The 16,439-nt window shown below is 68.6% G+C and carries 17 protein-coding genes; 10 read left to right on the top strand and 7 right to left on the bottom strand.

What is annotated here, in order from left to right:
* A partial coding sequence (gene plsB, locus ACSAMQ_RS16560) for a glycerol-3-phosphate 1-O-acyltransferase PlsB (RefSeq protein WP_435396710.1) occupies nucleotides 1-2,555 on the top strand: 2,555 nt, incomplete at its 5' end.
* A gap of 865 nt (nucleotides 2,556-3,420) precedes the next feature.
* Here plsB and ACSAMQ_RS16565 read toward each other — a convergent pair.
* Nucleotides 3,421-3,549, bottom strand: coding sequence for a hypothetical protein (locus ACSAMQ_RS16565; protein ID WP_435396711.1), 129 nt, complete (start codon nucleotides 3,547-3,549; stop codon nucleotides 3,421-3,423).
* Nucleotides 3,550-3,643: 94 nt separating this feature from the next.
* Here ACSAMQ_RS16565 and ACSAMQ_RS16570 point away from each other — a divergent pair, with 94 nt between their 5' ends.
* Nucleotides 3,644-4,945 (top strand): hypothetical protein, encoded by a 1,302-nt coding sequence (locus tag ACSAMQ_RS16570; RefSeq protein WP_435396712.1) that lies wholly within the window; start codon nucleotides 3,644-3,646, stop codon nucleotides 4,943-4,945.
* 504 nt (nucleotides 4,946-5,449) lie between these two features.
* Here the strand turns inward: ACSAMQ_RS16570 and ACSAMQ_RS16575 are convergent.
* The 4 genes from ACSAMQ_RS16575 to ACSAMQ_RS16590 all read right to left on the bottom strand — a co-directional run bounded on the left by ACSAMQ_RS16575 (nucleotide 5,450) and on the right by ACSAMQ_RS16590 (nucleotide 7,615).
* Nucleotides 5,450-6,076, bottom strand: a complete 627-nt coding sequence (locus ACSAMQ_RS16575; RefSeq protein ID WP_435396713.1) for a hypothetical protein — start codon at nucleotides 6,074-6,076, stop codon at nucleotides 5,450-5,452.
* Nucleotides 6,073-6,702: a hypothetical protein gene (locus ACSAMQ_RS16580; protein WP_435396714.1), complete on the bottom strand. Its 630-nt coding sequence runs from the start codon at nucleotides 6,700-6,702 to the stop codon at nucleotides 6,073-6,075. The genes ACSAMQ_RS16575 and ACSAMQ_RS16580 overlap by 4 nt, the downstream gene beginning before the upstream one ends.
* Complete coding sequence (locus ACSAMQ_RS16585; protein ID WP_435396715.1) at nucleotides 6,699-7,313, bottom strand: hypothetical protein; 615 nt, start codon at nucleotides 7,311-7,313, stop codon at nucleotides 6,699-6,701. Before ACSAMQ_RS16585 ends, ACSAMQ_RS16580 begins: the two co-directional genes overlap by 4 nt.
* A 92-nt stretch (nucleotides 7,314-7,405) precedes the next feature.
* Nucleotides 7,406-7,615 carry a YdcH family protein gene (locus tag ACSAMQ_RS16590; RefSeq protein WP_435396716.1) on the bottom strand — a complete coding sequence of 70 codons (210 nt, stop codon included), beginning with the start codon at nucleotides 7,613-7,615 and terminating at the stop codon, nucleotides 7,406-7,408.
* Nucleotides 7,616-7,713: 98 nt separating this feature from the next.
* On the opposite strand from ACSAMQ_RS16590, the gene ttcA reads away from it, so the two are divergent.
* The 3 genes from ttcA (at nucleotide 7,714) to ACSAMQ_RS16605 (ending at nucleotide 10,593) form a co-directional block, all read left to right on the top strand.
* Complete coding sequence (ttcA, locus tag ACSAMQ_RS16595) at nucleotides 7,714-8,622, top strand: tRNA 2-thiocytidine(32) synthetase TtcA (RefSeq protein ID WP_435396717.1); 909 nt, start codon at nucleotides 7,714-7,716, stop codon at nucleotides 8,620-8,622.
* Between the two features lie 68 nt (nucleotides 8,623-8,690).
* Complete coding sequence (locus ACSAMQ_RS16600; RefSeq protein ID WP_435396718.1) at nucleotides 8,691-9,602, top strand: recombination-associated protein RdgC; 912 nt, start codon at nucleotides 8,691-8,693, stop codon at nucleotides 9,600-9,602.
* Nucleotides 9,603-9,801: 199 nt separating this feature from the next.
* Nucleotides 9,802-10,593 carry a M48 family metallopeptidase gene (locus ACSAMQ_RS16605; RefSeq protein ID WP_435396719.1) on the top strand — a complete coding sequence of 264 codons (792 nt, stop codon included), beginning with the start codon at nucleotides 9,802-9,804 and terminating at the stop codon, nucleotides 10,591-10,593.
* A gap of 49 nt (nucleotides 10,594-10,642) precedes the next feature.
* Here the strand turns inward: ACSAMQ_RS16605 and ACSAMQ_RS16610 are convergent, their stop codons facing one another.
* Together ACSAMQ_RS16610 and hemH are read right to left on the bottom strand one after the other, a co-directional pair.
* Nucleotides 10,643-11,509, bottom strand: a complete 867-nt coding sequence (locus ACSAMQ_RS16610; protein WP_435396720.1) for an alpha/beta fold hydrolase — start codon at nucleotides 11,507-11,509, stop codon at nucleotides 10,643-10,645.
* Nucleotides 11,506-12,507, bottom strand: coding sequence for a ferrochelatase (gene hemH, locus ACSAMQ_RS16615; RefSeq protein ID WP_435396721.1), 1,002 nt, complete (start codon nucleotides 12,505-12,507; stop codon nucleotides 11,506-11,508). The genes ACSAMQ_RS16610 and hemH overlap by 4 nt, the downstream gene beginning before the upstream one ends.
* A 265-nt stretch (nucleotides 12,508-12,772) precedes the next feature.
* Between hemH and ACSAMQ_RS16620 the strand changes: the two genes are divergently transcribed.
* The 5 genes from ACSAMQ_RS16620 (at nucleotide 12,773) to tatC (ending at nucleotide 16,324) form a co-directional block, all read left to right on the top strand.
* Nucleotides 12,773-13,285: a hypothetical protein gene (locus ACSAMQ_RS16620; RefSeq protein ID WP_435396722.1), complete on the top strand. Its 513-nt coding sequence runs from the start codon at nucleotides 12,773-12,775 to the stop codon at nucleotides 13,283-13,285.
* Nucleotides 13,286-13,570: 285 nt separating this feature from the next.
* Complete coding sequence (locus tag ACSAMQ_RS16625) at nucleotides 13,571-14,467, top strand: lipid-binding SYLF domain-containing protein (protein ID WP_435396726.1); 897 nt, start codon at nucleotides 13,571-13,573, stop codon at nucleotides 14,465-14,467.
* 310 nt (nucleotides 14,468-14,777) lie between these two features.
* Complete coding sequence (gene tatA / locus ACSAMQ_RS16630; RefSeq protein WP_435396723.1) at nucleotides 14,778-15,011, top strand: Sec-independent protein translocase subunit TatA; 234 nt, start codon at nucleotides 14,778-14,780, stop codon at nucleotides 15,009-15,011.
* Between the two features lie 49 nt (nucleotides 15,012-15,060).
* The gene (gene tatB / locus ACSAMQ_RS16635; protein ID WP_435396724.1) at nucleotides 15,061-15,519 is read left to right on the top strand and encodes a Sec-independent protein translocase protein TatB; all 459 of its coding nucleotides are present in this window, start codon (nucleotides 15,061-15,063) and stop codon (nucleotides 15,517-15,519) included.
* Nucleotides 15,506-16,324, top strand: a complete 819-nt coding sequence (gene tatC, locus ACSAMQ_RS16640; protein WP_435396725.1) for a twin-arginine translocase subunit TatC — start codon at nucleotides 15,506-15,508, stop codon at nucleotides 16,322-16,324. Before tatB ends, tatC begins: the two co-directional genes overlap by 14 nt.
* The last annotated feature ends 115 nt before the right edge of the window (nucleotides 16,325-16,439 follow it).

Here is a 16,439-nt window from a genome sequence, read left to right on the forward strand (position 1 = left end):
CCGCGGCCGCCGCCGCGCCGCGCCCGCGCGCGCAGCCGGCGCACCGCCCATGGTGGGCGCGACTGCTCGGCAAGATCATGGCGCCGTGGGTGTCGCTGACGATCGAGCCGAAGGCGCCGTCCGAACACATCGCCGAGGAGTGGCACGGCCGCCCGGTCTGCTACGTGCTCGAAGACTACGGCCTGTCGAACGCGCTGATCCTCGAACGCGCCTGCCGCGAGAGCGGCCTGCCCTCGCCGCTGCAACCGTTGCCGGGCGACCCGCTCGGCCGCAAGCGCGCCTATGTCGCGCTGTCGCGGCGCCACGCCGGCACCCTGGCGCCGTCCGGTCCGCCTTCGGCCAAGACCCACTCCGGCTCGCTAGCGCGCCTGCTCGATGCGCACCGCGACGACCCCGCGCTCGACGTGCAGCTGGTGCCGGTGTCGATCTTCGTCGGCCGCGCACCGGACCGCAGCAGCGGCTGGTTCTCGGTGCTGTTCTCGGAAAACTGGACCCTGGTCGGCCGCTTCCGCCGCCTGCTCGCGATCGCCCTCAACGGTCGCCACACCATGGTGCGGTTCTCGCCGCCGGTGTCCCTGCGCGGCATCCTCGACGAAGGCCTGCCGTCCGAACGCACGGTACGCAAGCTCTCGCGCGTGCTGCGCACTCACTTCCGCCGCATCCGCGCGGCGGTGATCGGCCCCGACCTGTCGACCCGGCGCATGCTGATCGACCGCGTGCTCGCGGCAGATCCGGTCAAGGACGCGATCGCCGACCAGGCCCGCCGCGACGGCAGCGACAGCACCGAAGCGTGGAAGAAAGCCCACGCCATGGCCTACGAGATCGCCGCCGACTATTCGCACCCGGTGGTGCGCTCGCTGAGCTTCATCCTGACCCCGGTGTGGAACCGCATCTACCGCGGCGTGCTGGTGCATCACCTCGACCAGCTCAAGCAGGACGCGCCCGGCCACGAAGTCGTCTACGTGCCCTGCCACCGCAGCCACATGGACTACCTGCTGCTGAGCTACCTGCTCTACACCAAGGGCATCGTGCCGCCGCACATCGTCGCCGGCATCAACCTCAACCTGCCGGTGGTCGGCACCATCCTGCGCAAGGGCGGCGCCTTCTTCATCCGCCGCAGCATCCGCGGCAGCGCGCTGTATTCGGCGATCCTCAGCGAGTACGTCGCCCAGTTGGTGTCGGGCGGCTATTCGATCGAGTATTTCATCGAGGGCGGGCGCTCGCGCACCGGCCGGCTGCTGCCGCCGAAGGGCGGCATGATCGTGATGACCGTGCGCGGCTTCCTGCGCCAGCCGACCCGGCCGGTGCTGTTCCAGCCGATCTACGTCGGCTACGAAAAGCTCATGGAAGGCAACAGCTACCTCGACGAGCTGTCCGGCAAGCCGAAGGAAAAGGAATCGATCTGGCAGTTGCTGTGGGGCATCCCCAAGGTGCTGCGTTCGAACTACGGCCAGGTCGTGGTGAACTTCGGCGAGCCGATCCGGCTCAACGACATGCTCGCCCGGCACGCGCCCGAATGGGACGGCCGCCCGCTCGACGAGGAAGACAAGCCGAGCTGGCTGTCGGCGACGGTCGATGCGGTCGTCGAGCAGATCCAGGTCAACGTCAACCGCGCCGCCGACGTCAACCCGATCAACCTGCTCGCGCTGGCCCTGCTGTCGACGCCCAAGCACGCGATGGGCGAGGCCGACCTGCTCGCGCAGATCGCCCTGTCCAAGACCTTGCTGGCCGAGCTGCCGTACTCCGACCGCGTCACCGTCACCCCGCACACGCCGCAGGAAATCGTCGCCCACGGCGAAGAAATCAACGTGCTCGAACGCATCGCCCATCCGCTCGGCGACGTGCTCGGCGTCGACGGCGACGACAAGGCGGTGCTGCTGAGCTATTTCCGCAACAACGTCCTGCACCTGTTCACCGCGGCTTCGTGGATCGCCTGCTGCTTCCAGCACAACCGGCGCATGAGCCTGGCCGGCGTGCTGCGCCTGGGCCGCAGCGTGTACCCGTTCCTGCAGGCCGAGCTGTTCCTGCCGTGGACCGAGGACGAATTCGCCGAGCGCCTGGTGCGCACGGTCGATGTGTTCGTCCGTTCCGGCCTGCTCGAACGGGTCAGCGACGACGACGGCGGCATCCTCGCCCGCAACGCCGGCCAGACCGACGAAGTATTCCGCTTGCGCGCGATCGGCCACTCCCTGCAGCAGGCTTTCGAGCGCTACTACATCGCCATTTCGGTGCTGGTGAAGAACGGCCCCGGCACGATGTCGGCCGGCGAACTCGAAAGTCTGTGCCAGCTCGCCGCCCAGCGCCTGTCGCTGCTGTACGCGCCGGCCGCGCCGGAGTTTTTCGACAAGACCCTGTTCCGCGGCTTCATCCAGAAACTGCGCGAGCTGCGCCTGGTCTGGCCCGACAGCGAAGGCAAGCTCGCCTTCGACCAGCGCTTGGACGCCTGGGCGAAGGACGCCAAGGTCATTCTCGGCCGCGAGTTGCGGCACACCATCGAGAAGATCAGCCCGGAGATGGCGGCGAAGCCGGCGACGCAGGACCCGGCGAGCGCCTGAGGGCGTTGGCCGCTCCTTCGTATATCTCTGAAGGTCCCGTTTCCCCGGTAGGGGCGTAAGCCGCGGCTGCGCATCTCGTGGCGGGCGTTGGCTGCCTATCGATAGCGACGCTTCTGTGTTGCCGTTGCCGTTGCTGTGCGTAGCTGCGCACTAGCGAAGGCCATAGAAGACCCGGAGGGCGGCCCGCAGGGATGCGGGCCGTTTTTCATCGGGACAGGGAGGTCCCGTATGAAAAATCCCTGCGTCGGCGTCGCTCGTGCGGGCCTGTGATTCAAGAAAAAAGCATTTTTCTTTGGTTATCTTTCTTTTGTTGCTTTAGACAAAAGAAAGTAACCCGCCGCTTTAGTGGCGGAAGCTTTGGGTTTAATCTTGATCTTAATTGAAAGATACGCCGCAAGACCGTAACGACGATGTCGCGGCTTGCGCCGCTCCTACCCTGGCCGAAGAAGGCCGCCTTCTACGAATGCCGATGGCCTCGTTATCTCTGCGCGTTCCGTGGTCGCGACTCACGTCGCTCCTACAGGGATAAATTCGTAGCGACATGCAGGTGCGGCGGCTCCAGGGTAGGAGCGGCGCAAGCCGCGACCGCGCGATTGGGGCTGTGCGACTCTGGCTGCAGGGCGTTGAAGCAACATCAAGGTCTAGGGCTTCCGTCCGCTGACGCGGCCGGGTTACTTTCTTTTGCTAAGCCCAAAAGAAAGCTAACCAAAGAAAAGGGCTCTCCCTGCAAGGGCACCAGCCCGCACGATCGAAGCCGACGCCGGGATGCTCCAGACAGGCCATCCATGGCCTGCTTGCGCACGGCCCGCATCCCTGCGGGCCGCCCTACGGGTCTCCTTTTGACCGGCAAAGCAGCAGATCAAAATCACGGCAACGGCAACGGCAACGGCAACGGCAACGGCAACGGCAACGGCACCGACACCGACACCGACACCGACACCGACACCGACACCGACACCGACACCGACACCGGCACCGGCACCGGCACCGACATTGGCGGGACCGCCGGACCGGTCCGCCGACCCCGGCCACTGCCAACCGCGACGACAGCCGGGTACCATCGCCGGGTTCCCGCCCGGCTGCCGTCGATGTCCACGTCCTCGCTGTCCACGCCGACGCTGTCGGTACCTTCCCCGTCTTCCGCCGATGCCGGCGCCGTCGATGCGTCCGCGCGGGGCAACGCCTGGCTGGAGATCCCGCTGCTCTCTGCGCGCTTGCTGTGGCGTCACTGGCCGGCGCTGGCGTTCTGGTTCTTCGCCCAGCGGGTCTGCTACGACTTGCTGATGGGGTTGGCGGTCAAGCTCGGCGAGCGTTCGGTGCTGTTGTCGTTCGCGGTGCTGTCGGTGCTGATCGTGACCCAGCTCGCCGGCACCATCCTGATGTTCCAGTCGCTGCGGCCGTCGCTGCCGATGCTCGCCGGCGGCGCGACCACGCCGGATACCGCGGCGGTGCGCAAGCAATGGATCACCGCGCTGGCCATCGCGATGCTGCCGTTCTTCGCCTACTACGCCGGCTGGGGCCTGCTCGAAGACCTCCGTCGCAACTTCCGCACCGCCTACGTCTTCAGCGTCTGGGACAAGGAAAACCTCAACGAGGTGCTCAAGCTCAAGGGCCTGTGGATCGCGCTCGCGGTGGCTTGGGCGGTGCGCTGGTTCAGCAAGCGCCGCGCGGAAGCCACCGGGCATGCGCTGTGGAACGTGATCGCGACCAGCTGCGAGGCCTATTGGGTGTTCGTCGGCGTCGCCGCCATCGCCCAGGCCGTCAACGGCCTGAAGGACTGGTGGCACGAGCGGGTGGTCTACGCCGCGGTGACCCAGTGGTGGGACGACCCCATGTCGGCGTTCAAGCTGCTGGCCCCGGCCAAGCGCGGCATCGTGCCGGTCTGGGACTACGTGAGCACCGCGGCCGGTGCGGTGGCGCTGCCGCTGATCTGGCTGGCGATCACCGCGATCATCTACGGCATCGACCTGCGCCGCGCGCAACGCCTGGACGACGCCGACGAAACCCTGGGCAAGGTCAGCGCACGCTTCAAGGCCATGCATTTCAGCTTGCGCATTCTTGCCGACAAGGCCAGCGCCGGCTGGACCAGCAAGGGCGTCCCGGTCGTCAACAGCCTGCGCCTGGTGCTGCGCGCCGGCCTGCCGGCCCTGTTGACCCTGTGCGTGTGCTGGCAGCTGCTGTCGTTCATCGACTCGTGGTCGTGGCGCCTGATGGAGCACGTGGTCGGGCCGCAGGATCGCGAATGGCAGAGCGTGGTCGGCCAGCCCTTGGCGGTGTTCCTCAATACGCCGTTGTCGTTCCGCACTTCGTTTTTTACCGATGTATTGCGGGTCGTATTGTTGGCGGCGACGTTCGATCGCGCCATCGCGAGGTTGCCGCGAGCGGCTTGAGTTCTAGCCCTTAGCCGTTGCCGTGCTGTTGCTGTGCGCAGCTTCGCACTAGCGAGGCCATAGAAGACCCAGAGGGCGGCCCGCAGGGATGCGCGCCGTTTTTCATCGGGACAGGGAGGTCCCGTATCAAAATCACCGCGCATGCACCGCTCGTGCGGGCCTGCGATTCAAAACAAAGCAACTTCTTTGGTTACCTTTCTTTTGTTGCTTCAGACAAAAGAAAGTAACCCGCCGCTTTAGTGGCGGAAGCTTTGGGTTCGATCTTGATCCGGATCTTTTTTGAAGCGTGCGCCGCAAGCCCGCAGCAGCGATGTCGCGGCTTGCGCCGCTCCTACCCCGGCGAAAGCACGCCGCCTTCTACGAAGGCCGATGGCCTCGTTATCTCCGCGCGTTCCGCGGTCGCGGCTTACGCCGCTCCTACACGGGCAAGGACGGTGCGGATGAGGTAGTGCCCATCAGTTCGCACGAATCAGCCAGGCGAATCGAAACCAAGAATTTAAACGGTCAAAGCGCGAAGCGCAGGTACCGGCCCTTCGAGGTCTGCGAGTTGCGCAGGTCGATCCGCGCCTGCAATCCGTCGAGCCGCTGCGTGCGCGGCAACAGATAGGCGTGCTGGAAACGGAACGGTCGGCCCGGCAGGGCGATGATCGATTTGTATTGCGCGTCCTGTCCGCTGCCGCAGGTGGTCGGCAGCTTGGGGCCTCTCAGCCGCGGCAGGCCGGCCGGGTTCGCATCCCATAGCCGGCCCTGCGCGTCGGAGACTTGGCCCTTGCACAGGTCGAGGTGCTTGGCCTGGGTGCCGGAATCGGCGATCACTTCGAACTGCAGCAGCAAGACCCCGGCGTCCTTGCGCACCGAGCCGCCGATGCGCGGGTCGCGCGGGGCCAGGGCTTCAGCCGAAACCAGGCGCCACCGCGCGCCTTCGTAGTGCGCCCACTCGCCCTTGGGCACGTCGATGGCGTGCGAGGGGTGGCGGTTCTGGTACGCCTGCAAGGCCTCGCGGTAGGGCGCATAGATCGCCCAGGCGCCCAGCACCAGGGTGCCGAGCAGCCACAGGGCGTTGCGGCGCCACCATCCGCCCGGCAAGGCGCTGCGGTCGAGGTCGCTGGAGTCGGGCATCGTGGCGTTCATGGGCGCAGGTCCAGTACCGGCTTGGCTTCGGCCATCAGCTTGCGCGCGCGCGCCGCGTCGATGCCCAGGTCGACGTCGACCAGGCTGTCGCCGCCGTTCGGCAGGCCGTTGCCCCAGTAGAACTGCAGGTGCGCGCCCTCCAGGCGGTCGACCGGCACTTCGAAGAACCAGGCGCCGCTTTCCGGCAGCCCGGGCGCGACCACGCGTTCGCGCAGGTTGACGCCCTTGAGCTTGGGCCGGTCCTGGCTGGAGGCGACGTAGGTCAGGCCGTCGCGGGTGCGCAGTTGCGCGCCGACGTAACCGCTGCGCTCGAGCGCTTCGACTTTGGCGACCACCGACAGCCACACCCCGGGGGTGCGCAGCAGATAGTCCTCGGGATGGCTGTAGTCGCCCTTGAGCAGGTAGGCGTGCGCGGTCTTGAAGCCGCTGACGTCGACCGCGAAGTTGCGGCCTTCGACCCGGCCGAGCCCCTGCGCGCGCTGCACCAGCGGCGTGTCGCGCTGTTCGTAGCTGGACTCGCCCTTGCGCAGGGCGACCACCGCGACCAGGGCCAGGACGATCCACAGCGCGTCGCGCCAACGCCAGCGCGGCAGGCGCCAGGCGCGGTGTGCGGCGGGCGCGCTCACGGCGCCACCGCCCGGTCGCGCAGGTCCTGCACGGCCATCGCGTACTTGGCGGCGGGCTTGCCCTGGACCCAGGCGCCCTCGTCGTTGAGATAGGCCTTGGCCTTGTAGGCGCGGGCGAACACGCCGAAGGTCGCCTGCGGCGTATAGACGTAATTCTTCGGCAAGGTCCAGACCAGGTCGATGCGTTGCTTCAGGCGCGGATGCAGGTCGCCGGCGACGGAGTGGTCGTCGGACCGCATCAGCAGGTCCGACTCGATCGGTTCGCGCTTGCTGGACACCAGGATCAGGTCCTGCTGCGGGTAGCCGAACGCGCTGAAGCTGCGCGGCGTGCGGTTTTCGACTTCGACCTGCAGCACCAGATAGGTCTTCGGGTTGTAGGCGTCGACCCGGCCGCCGGGTTTGTAGCGCGCGACCCAGGCCCGCAGCGGCGTGACCGCCAGGGCGCCGCCCTGGTAGCGGTGGCCGGCCTTGTATTCCGGCAGGGGCTTGCTCTTGGCCTGGCCGAAACCGCCGAGCGCGGCGGTGGCGACGACGGCCACGAGCGCCAAGGCCGCAGCGCCCTGCCACCAGGGGTTGCGTGCCGTCTGGACCAGTTCGTCCTTGTTCGCCATGCCGCTGTCTGCCGATCGAGTGGCCGCACCCTATCACAGGGCGAAGGCGGTGCAGCGAGTGCGGTCTCAATACGCGATGCGGCCGTCGCGGCTCAGGCCGGTTCGTCGGGAATCAGCGCGCTTTCGAGCCGGGCGATGCAGTCCTTGAGCCAGAGCTTGCGCTTCTTGAGGCGCTTCACCGTCAGTTCGTCGGCCTGCGGATCGAGGGCCAGGCGGTCGATGGCCGCGTCGAGATCGCGATGTTCCTGGCGCAGCTCGGCAAGCTGGCGGGCGGTCTCGGAGGGATCGGCGCTTACGGTCATGCGCACCAGCTTAACGCGCCGCCATGACCGACGTCATCGGCCCTCCGGCCGGCGCGCGGGCGGTGTTCACCGACCCGTAGCGTAGAATTGGCGCCCTCATGAGCATCGTCCTGCCTCTCGCCGAACCCACCCGTCCCGCCCGCGCCGACGCCCGCCGCGGCGGCGAAGGCGAACGCCTCGCCACCCGCCTGCGTCACCAGGTCGGCCGCGCCATCGCCGACTTCGGCATGATCGAAGAGGGCGACAAGGTCATGGTCTGCCTGTCCGGCGGCAAGGACAGCTATACCCTGCTCGACATTCTGCTGCAGCTGCAGAAGAAGGCGCCGGTGAAGTTCGAACTGGTCGCGGTGAACCTGGACCAGAAGCAGCCGGATTTCCCCGAGCACGTGTTGCCGGCGTATCTCGAATCGATCGGGGTGGCGTACAAGATCCTCGAGCAGGACACCTATTCGGTGGTGACCCGGGTCGTGCCCGAGGGCAAGACCATGTGTTCGCTGTGCTCGCGTTTGCGCCGCGGCGCGCTGTACACCTATGCCGAGGAGCAGGGCTTCACCAAGATCGCCCTGGGCCATCACCGCGACGACCTGGTCGCGACCTTCTTCCTGAACCTGTTCTTCCACGCCAAGCTCAGCGGCATGCCGCCCAAGCTGCTGTCCGACGACGGCAAGCACGTGGTGATCCGGCCGCTGGCCTACGTGCGCGAGGACGACATCGTCGATTACGCCGCGATCAAGGGTTTCCCGATCATCCCGTGCAACCTGTGCGGTTCGCAGGAGAACCTGCAGCGCAAGCAGGTCAAGCGGATGATGGACGCCTGGGAGCGCGAGACGCCCGGCCGTATCGAGACCATCTCGCGCGCGCTCGGCGACATCCGTCCCTCGCAGCTGAGCGATCCGAAACTGTTCGATTTCCTCGGCCTGGGCCGCGCCGGCGGCGTGCCGGCCGCGCACGCGCCGGTGTGGCTGGACGAGGCGCCGGCCGACACGAACCAAGCGCAGGCTGGATGAGGCGCCGCTCCGTAAGCGCGGCGCCACGCCGCCGATCCCTAATACTTTCCTTATTCCCGGCTGCCTAGATGTTCTTTCGCAATCTGACCTTCTTCCGCTTTCCCACCACCCACAAGTTCGACGAACTCGACAAAGGCCTCGAAGAGTGCCGGCTCAAGCCGGTCGGCCCGCTCGAGCTGTCCTCGCGCGGTTTCATCTCGCCGTTCGGCCGCGACGCCGAGGACGCGATGATGAGCAACCGCATCGGCGATGCGATCTGGCTGACCGTCGGCGGCGAAGACCGCCTGCTGCCGGGTTCGGTGATCAACGACATGCTGGCCAAGAAGCTGGCCGAGATCGAGCAGAAGGAAGGCCGCAAGCCCGGCGGCCGCACCCGCAAGCGCCTCAAGGACGAGCTGATCGTCGACCTGATGCCGCGCGCCTTCATCAAGCCCAGCCGCACGGATGCGATGATCGATCTCGAACACGGCCTGGTGATCGTCGACACCTCCAGCCGCAAGTCGGGCGAGAACGTGATCAGCGAGATCCGCCGCGCGATCGGCAGCTTCCCGGCCTTGCCCTTGAACGCCGAGATCGCCCCGCGTTCGATCCTGACCGGCTGGGTGGCCGGCGAGGAACTGCCCGACGGCATCAGCCTGGGCGACGAATGCGAACTGCGCGACCCGGTCGACCAGGGCGCGGTGGTCAAGTGCCAGCGCCAGGAACTGGAGAGCGACGAGATCGCCAAGCACCTGGAAACCGGCAAGCAGGTCACCCGCCTGGCGCTGACCCTGGACGACCACGTTTCGTTCGTGATCGGCGAAGACCTGGTGGTGCGCAAGTTCAAGCTGCTCGACGGCGCCGTGGACCAGCTCGAACACAGCGAAGGCGATGGTCTGCGCGCCGAACTCGACGCGCGCTTCGCGCTGATGAGCGCGGAAGTGAAGCGGCTGTTCCGGGTGCTGGAATCGGCGCTGAAGCTGAGCAAGGTCGAAGCCTGAGCCCACGCGGCTTCACCTGCGCTGTAAGCCCCTCACCCGCTCGCGGGCGAGGGGTTGGGATGAGGGCGCATATGCGGCCAGGGCGTCGAAAGTCTGCCCGCCGGGTCGGACCGCTTCGCATCCCGCCGTCCGGTTTCTTCGTTGTCGCTTCCGCGCAACGCCCGCGGCGTTATGCTTCGGCCATGGCGGTCCCCCACCCATGACGAGCCTCCGGCGCCTGCTGAGCGGCCAGCCGCAAGCCGCCTCGCGCACGGTCTCGCGCGAAACCCTCGCGATCGATCTCGGCAACGGCCGTATCGTCGAAGTGTTGCGGGTGCGCGATCCTCGCGCGCGCCGGATCAAGCTCAGCGTCGACGAACGCGGTCCGCGCCTGACCTTGCCGATGCGCGCCAGCGAAGTCGCCGGCCAGCGCTTCGTGATCGAACACGGCGACTGGCTGCTGGCGCAGATCGCCCAGGCCGGCAGCGATGCGACCCGCCTGCAGCCGCACGTCGAGGCGACGATTCCGCTACGGGGCGCGCAGTGGCCGGTGCGCTGGCAAGTCGCGCGTTACCTGCGTCTGCAACTGAGCGAGGACGCGGTCGACATCGCCGCGCCCGAGGCGCTCAATGCGGTCGCGTTGCAGCGCGCCCTGCGCGATTTCTACGAAGGCCAGGCGCGCGCCGACGTCGGCCGCTGGCTGCCGAAGTACCTGCCCGGCCTGCCGCGCGCGCCGTCGCGGCTGCGCTATCGGGTGATGTCCTCGCAATGGGGCTCGCTCGCCCCCGACGGCGGGCTGACCCTGGACCTGTCGCTGGTGCTGGCGCCGCCGCCGGCGTTCGAGTACGTGCTGGTGCACGAGCTCTGTCATCTGATCCATGCCGACCATTCGCGCGCGTTCTGGCGCGAGGTCGAGGCGCGTTGCCACGATTGGCGCGATCAGCGCGAGTACTTCCGCGCCTGCGGCCGCAGCCTCAAGGCCGGCCTGCGCCGCCTGGTCGCGGCCGGCTGACCCGCCGTCACGCAAGCCGGCGCTCGGCCGGTGCGGCTCGTCGGCGTCGTCAGCCGCCGAGAAAAGCGCGCAGCAGTTCGCCGACTTCGCGCGGCTGCTCCATGTGCAGGTGATGGGTCCCGGCCAACACGTGCATTTCCCCGCGCGGCAGCAGGGTCGCGCGTTCGCGGCGCAGTTCGTCGGGCATGTAGGGCTGGGCCGGGTCGGCCCAGACCATGCAGGTCGGGCTTTCGATCGCTGCGATCAGCGAGCGCATCTGCGCTTCGCTCATGCGGATGGCCGTGGCCAGGGTCAGGCGCGGATCGCTGCGCCAGACGAAACCGCCCTGGCTGTCGTCGCTGCGCACCGGCGCCACGCCGCGTTCGACCAGCAGGCGCGCGACCGGTTCGCTGAGGCCGTTGGCGGTCATGCGCGCACGCACCGCGGTGGCGATGTCGCCGAACACGCGCAAGCGCTTGCCGGCCAGCGCGGCCTGGCCAGCGAAGGCCTCGCGCAGACGCGCGGCGACCCGGTCCTCGGGCTCGGCCAGCGAGCCCAGCGCTTCGATCAGCAGCAGCCGGTCGACACGTTGCGGCGTGGCCGCGGCGATCACGCTGGCGGTGGCGCCGCCGAGCGAATGGCCGAGTACGTGGAAGCGATCCCAGCCGAGCGCGTCGGCGACCGCGAGCGCGGCGCGCGCGGCGGCGATCAGGGTGTAGTCGGCGGCCGGCGGCAGATGCGCGCTGGCGCCGTGGCCGGGCAGGTCCGGGGCGACCAGGTCGAAGCCTTCGAACCAGGGCGCGATCGGCACGAAGCTCGCGGCGTTGTCGAGCCAACCGTGCAGGGCGAGCAGGCGCGGCGCGCCGATATGGCCGTTGCGCAGGCCGGCGAGGCGGCCGAACACGCTGTCGACGGCGAATTCCTGTAGCGTCGTCATCGGCCCCAGGCCCCGAGTTCGCGCCGGGCGATGCCGGCCAGCAGCGCTGCATGCGCCGGCGATTCGTTGAGGCAGGGGATGTAGCGCAATTGGCCGCCGTGTTCGGCGAAGTCCTCGGCCAGCATCATCGCGACCTCTTCCAGGGTTTCCAGGCAGTCGACCGCGAAGCCGGGGGCGATCACGTCGACGCGCTTGACGCCGCGGGCGGTCAGCGCCGACAGCGTGTCGACGGTCGAGGGTTCCAGCCAGCGTTCGCGGCCGAAGCGCGATTGGTAACTCAGGGTCCAGGCCTCGTCGGGCAGGTGCAGGGCCTCGGCGATGGCGCGCGCACTGGCCTGGCATTGGCGGGCATAAGGATCGCCGCTGTCGACGAAGCGCTGCGGCAGGCCGTGGAACGAGAACAGCAGATGCTCGCCCGGGCCGTGGGCGGCGCGGTGACGATGGATCGAATCGGCGACCGCCGCGACCCACTCGGGGTCGTCGTGATAGTGGTCGACCATGCGCGTCGCCAGGCCCTCGGCGCGGCCGAGCACGTCGCCGACCGAGGCGGTGGTCGAGGTCGAATACTGCGGATACAGCGGCAGCGCCAGTACCCGCCGCACGCCCTCGGCCTGAAGCCGTTGCAGCACTTGCTTCCACGAGGGTTGGCCGTAGCGCATGGCGTGCAGCACGCGCACCTCGGGCAGTTCGTGCTGGACGGCCTGGGCCAGGCGGCGGGTGTGCACGGCCAGCGGCGAGCCTTCCGGCAGCCAGACGCTGGCGTATTTGTTGGCGACCTTGCCGCTGCGCAGCGGCAGGATCGCGAAATGCAGCAGCGGGCACCACAGCCAGCGGCTCATGTCGACGACGCGGCGGTCGTGCAGGAATTCGGACAGATAACGGCGCACCGCGCGCGTGTTCGGCGCCTCGGGGGTACCGAGATTGACCAGGACCACGGCGGTATCGGCGGTAGGGGGGCTGTCGCGGTCGGCGAGGCTGGCGGTTGCGGGCATGGGCATAGGATGACACCCGTCGCCCCGCCAGCGAAATCTCCGCGGGATCGAAGTTTTCGATCGCACCGATAGGCAGGCAGGCGCTGCGCCGGCCGGGCCGCTGCGCCGGCCGACCTTGCCGAGTCTGGCGGTGGCCGCGGTGCGCGGGATCGCGCTAGTGTCTTGCCGTGAGCGCGCATGTCGGCCCGGGAGAACGAAGGCATGTTCGAGAAAGCGCTGGTGTCGAGCCTGCCGCTGGCGGGCGCGGCGGCAGCTTGCGGCGGCGTTCGGAATGACGTTCAACGACGGCTTCGCCATGCCCGGTTACGACGCCGATCCGGCGTGCCGCGCCGACATCTTCCAGCGGCCTGGTCTGTTTCGCGTCGAAGACGGCAGCCTGCGCGGGCATGCGATCGTGCGCGGCCGCAACGAATCCGAAGCGGTCGTACAGGTGCAGCTTCACCGGCCAGGCGTTCCGGGCGCGGCGAAGGCCGAGCCGCTGCTGGCCCTGCCGCAGGGCTATGTCTCGCTGATGCCGAAGCGGGCCTGGCGTTTCGACGCCGACACCGTGCGCGTCCCGGTCGGCGGCTGGTTGCAGGGCGCGGTGATGCGGGCGGGCAAGGGGCGCGCGGCCTTTCTCGGCGAAGCGGCGATGTTCGGCACCCAGGTGCAGGGCGCCGAACGGCGCCCGATGGGCATGAATGCGCCCGGCGCCGAGCGCAATTACCAGTTCACCTTGAACCTCGCGCACTGGGTGTCGGACCTGCTCGATTCCGCGGCGGCCTCGCCGAAGCCGACGCGTTGAACGTCGGTGTCCGAGTCCGGATCGCGCACGCCGGGCCGCGCGCGGCGCGAGCCTGCAGCCGGAATTCCGCGACGATTCATCGCCGTGTCGCTAGCCTCGCCCTGGGCTCGGTCCTGCAATCGGGTCCGTTACGATGAACGTGCCCGCTGCGCGTTCGCGACCTGCCCGAACCGCGCCGCGAGCCGGCACCAGGTCGATGCGACGTACCGTCGAGCGCGCCGAGCGTGTTCTACTTCCGAACATGATTCACTGCCGCCGTCCGCCGGAGTCCCCATGTCCCGTTCCTTGCCTCGCGTCCTGAGTCTGAGTCTCGCCCTGAGCCTGGGTATCGCCGCCACCGCCGCCGTGGCCGGCCCGACCGAGGATCAACGCGCACGCGATGCGGTGCGTGTGCTCGGCGACATCCAGCAGATTCCCGAATCCTCGATCCCCGACAAGCTGTTCGACGAGGCGCGCGCGATAGTCGTGGTGCCCGACACCTTGAAGATCGGCCTGGTGGTCGGCGGCCGCCGCGGCCACGGCCTGGTCTCGGTCAAGAATCCCGACGGCACCTGGTCGAACCCGAGCTTCGTCAAACTCACCGGCGGCAGCTTCGGCTTCCAGGCCGGCGTGCAGTCCTCCGACATCGTGCTGGTGTTCCGCGGCGACCGCGGCCTGGATTCGATCGTCAACGGCAAGGTCACCCTCGGCGCCGACGCCAGCGTCGCCGCCGGCCCGGTCGGCCGCACCGCCGCGGCCGCCACCGACGGCCAGCTCAAGGCCGAGATCTGGTCGTGGTCGCGCGCGCGCGGCCTGTTCGCCGGCATCGCCCTCGACGGCGCCGCGCTGTCGATCGACGACGACGCCAACCAGGCCGTCTACGGCGAAGGCAGCACCCCGCGGATGATTTTCGAGGGCCGCGCCAACGGCCAGCCGTCCACCGCCGTGGTCGATTTCCGCGACCGCCTCGAAGAAGCCAGCGCGACTGCGCGCGCCAACCGCACCGCCGAAGACCAGCGCCCCGCGCTCGGCGCCACGGTGTATCCCGAAGGCGGCACGGCGCCTGCCCAACCCGCTCCGGCCGAACCGGCGCGGGTGCGCCTGGCCCCGGCCGAGCCGGCCCAGCCGCAGCCCGTTCAGGGCCAGCCGCAGCCGTTCGAGACCGTGCCGGCCAACCCGGCCAAGGTCGAACCGCTGCCCTGATCGGTCGCTGCCCGGATCGGTGCGGACCGCATCGGACCGCTCCGGACCAGTACGGATTCGCTCACAAGCCGGGCGCGTGACCGTTCTGGCACGGTCGCGCCGCCCCAGTGCGTGACCGCGGACGCATTGCCCGCAACCGGCCTCACTCGATCTCGTCGAGCGGCCGGGGTCGCAACCTTCTGTTACAAAGGTTGCGGTATCCTCACGGACCCGGTTGCGCGCAGCGCATCGCGCCGGCCGCGGACGCGCTGATCGGACCAGCCGGCTTGAGGTTCTCATCCACTATCAACGGGTTTAACGGGACACCGCCATGGGCAGCATGAGTTGGATTCACTGGGTCGTCGTCCTGCTGATCGTCGTTCTGGTTTTCGGCACCAAGCGTCTGGGCAACATCGGCAAAGACGTCGGCGAAGCCGTGAAGGGCTTCAAGAAGGGCATGCACGACGACGACAAGCCGACGCAGCAGCTCAACGACGAAACGCGTAACGACAACGCCTCCGACAAGACATCGTCCTCGCGCAACGACGAGCACACCCCGCGCTGACGCTCGCGGCCCCGACGCGCTCCGCCCTTCCGCAGGCCCGCCCCAGACCATGTTCGACATAGGCTTCTCGGAAGTCTTCGTGATCGCGATCGTGGCTTTGATCGTGCTCGGTCCCGAACGCTTGCCCAAAGCCGCGCGTTTCGCCGGCCTGTGGGTGAGGCGCGCGCGCGCGCAGTGGTATTCGGTCAAGTCCGAGCTCGAGAACGAGATCGCCGACGAGGACCTCAAGCGCAGCCTGCGCCAGGCCCAGGACGACCTGCGCGACGCGCAGGGCCAGTTGCGCGACAGCGGCCGGGCCATGCGCGAGGAGGTCGATGCGATGAACCGCAGCATCGCCGCGCCGGTCGGCGCCGCCGGCGATGCCACGGCGACCGAAGCCGCACCGGTTGAAGCCGCACCGGACGAAGCCGCACCGAACGAAGCCGCGCCGCCGACCCACGACTACGCCAGCGCCGCCTTGCCGGACTATCGCCCTTCTCCCAAGACCCCGACCGATGAGCGACGCTGACTCCCGCGCGCCGCAGGCCGGCGGCCCCGCCGACGAGGCCTCGCCCGAACCGCGTCTGCTCGATCACCTGATCGAACTGCGCGCGCGCCTGCTGCGCGGGGTGACCGGCCTGATCGTCGTGTTCCTCGGCTTCCTGCCGTTCGCCAACAAGCTCTATCACTACCTGGCGACGCCGCTGCTGGCCAAGCTGCCGGCCGGCAGCCAGCTGATCGCGGTCGAAGTCGCCTCGCCGTTCTCGGCGCCGCTCAAGCTGGCCTTCTTCGCCGCGTTGATGGTCACCATGCCCTGGCTGCTGTACCAGGCCTGGGCCTTCGTCGCGCCCGGCCTGTACCGGCGCGAAAAGCGCCTGGCCCTGCCGCTGCTGGTGTCGGCGCTGGTGCTGTTCTACGCCGGCTGCGCGTTCGCCTTCTTCCTGGTGCTGCCGTCGGTGTTCGGGTTCCTGGTCAAGGTCACCCCGGTCGGCGTGGCGATGATGACCGACATCAACGCCTACCTGGATTTCGTGCTGATCCTGTTCCTGGCCTTCGGCATCAGTTTCGAAGTGCCGGTGGCGCTGGTGATCCTGGCCCTGCTTGGCTGGGTCACCCCGGCCCAGCTCAAGGAAGCGCGCGGCTACGCGGTGGTCGGCATCTTCGTCATCGCCGCGGTGATTACGCCGCCGGACGTGGTCTCGCAGCTGATGCTGGCGATTCCGATGTGCATCCTCTACGAGATCGGCATCATCGCCGCGAAGTGGGTGGCTTCCGACCGTCGCGACCGCGACGACGAGGACGACGCCCCGACCGGGGACGCGCGCGACCGATGAGTGCGGCGCCCATGAGCGCGCGAACCGCGAGCGCGCCGGCGGCGAATCTGCCGGCGGGGTTCTGGCCGCGCTACGCGGCCTGGTCGCTCGATGCCGCCGCGGTCGCCGCGGCGAC

Source organism: Lysobacter sp. 1R34A (genome assembly GCF_051217035.1).
In the GTDB taxonomy this organism is placed as follows: Bacteria; Pseudomonadota; Gammaproteobacteria; order Xanthomonadales; family Xanthomonadaceae; genus Lysobacter.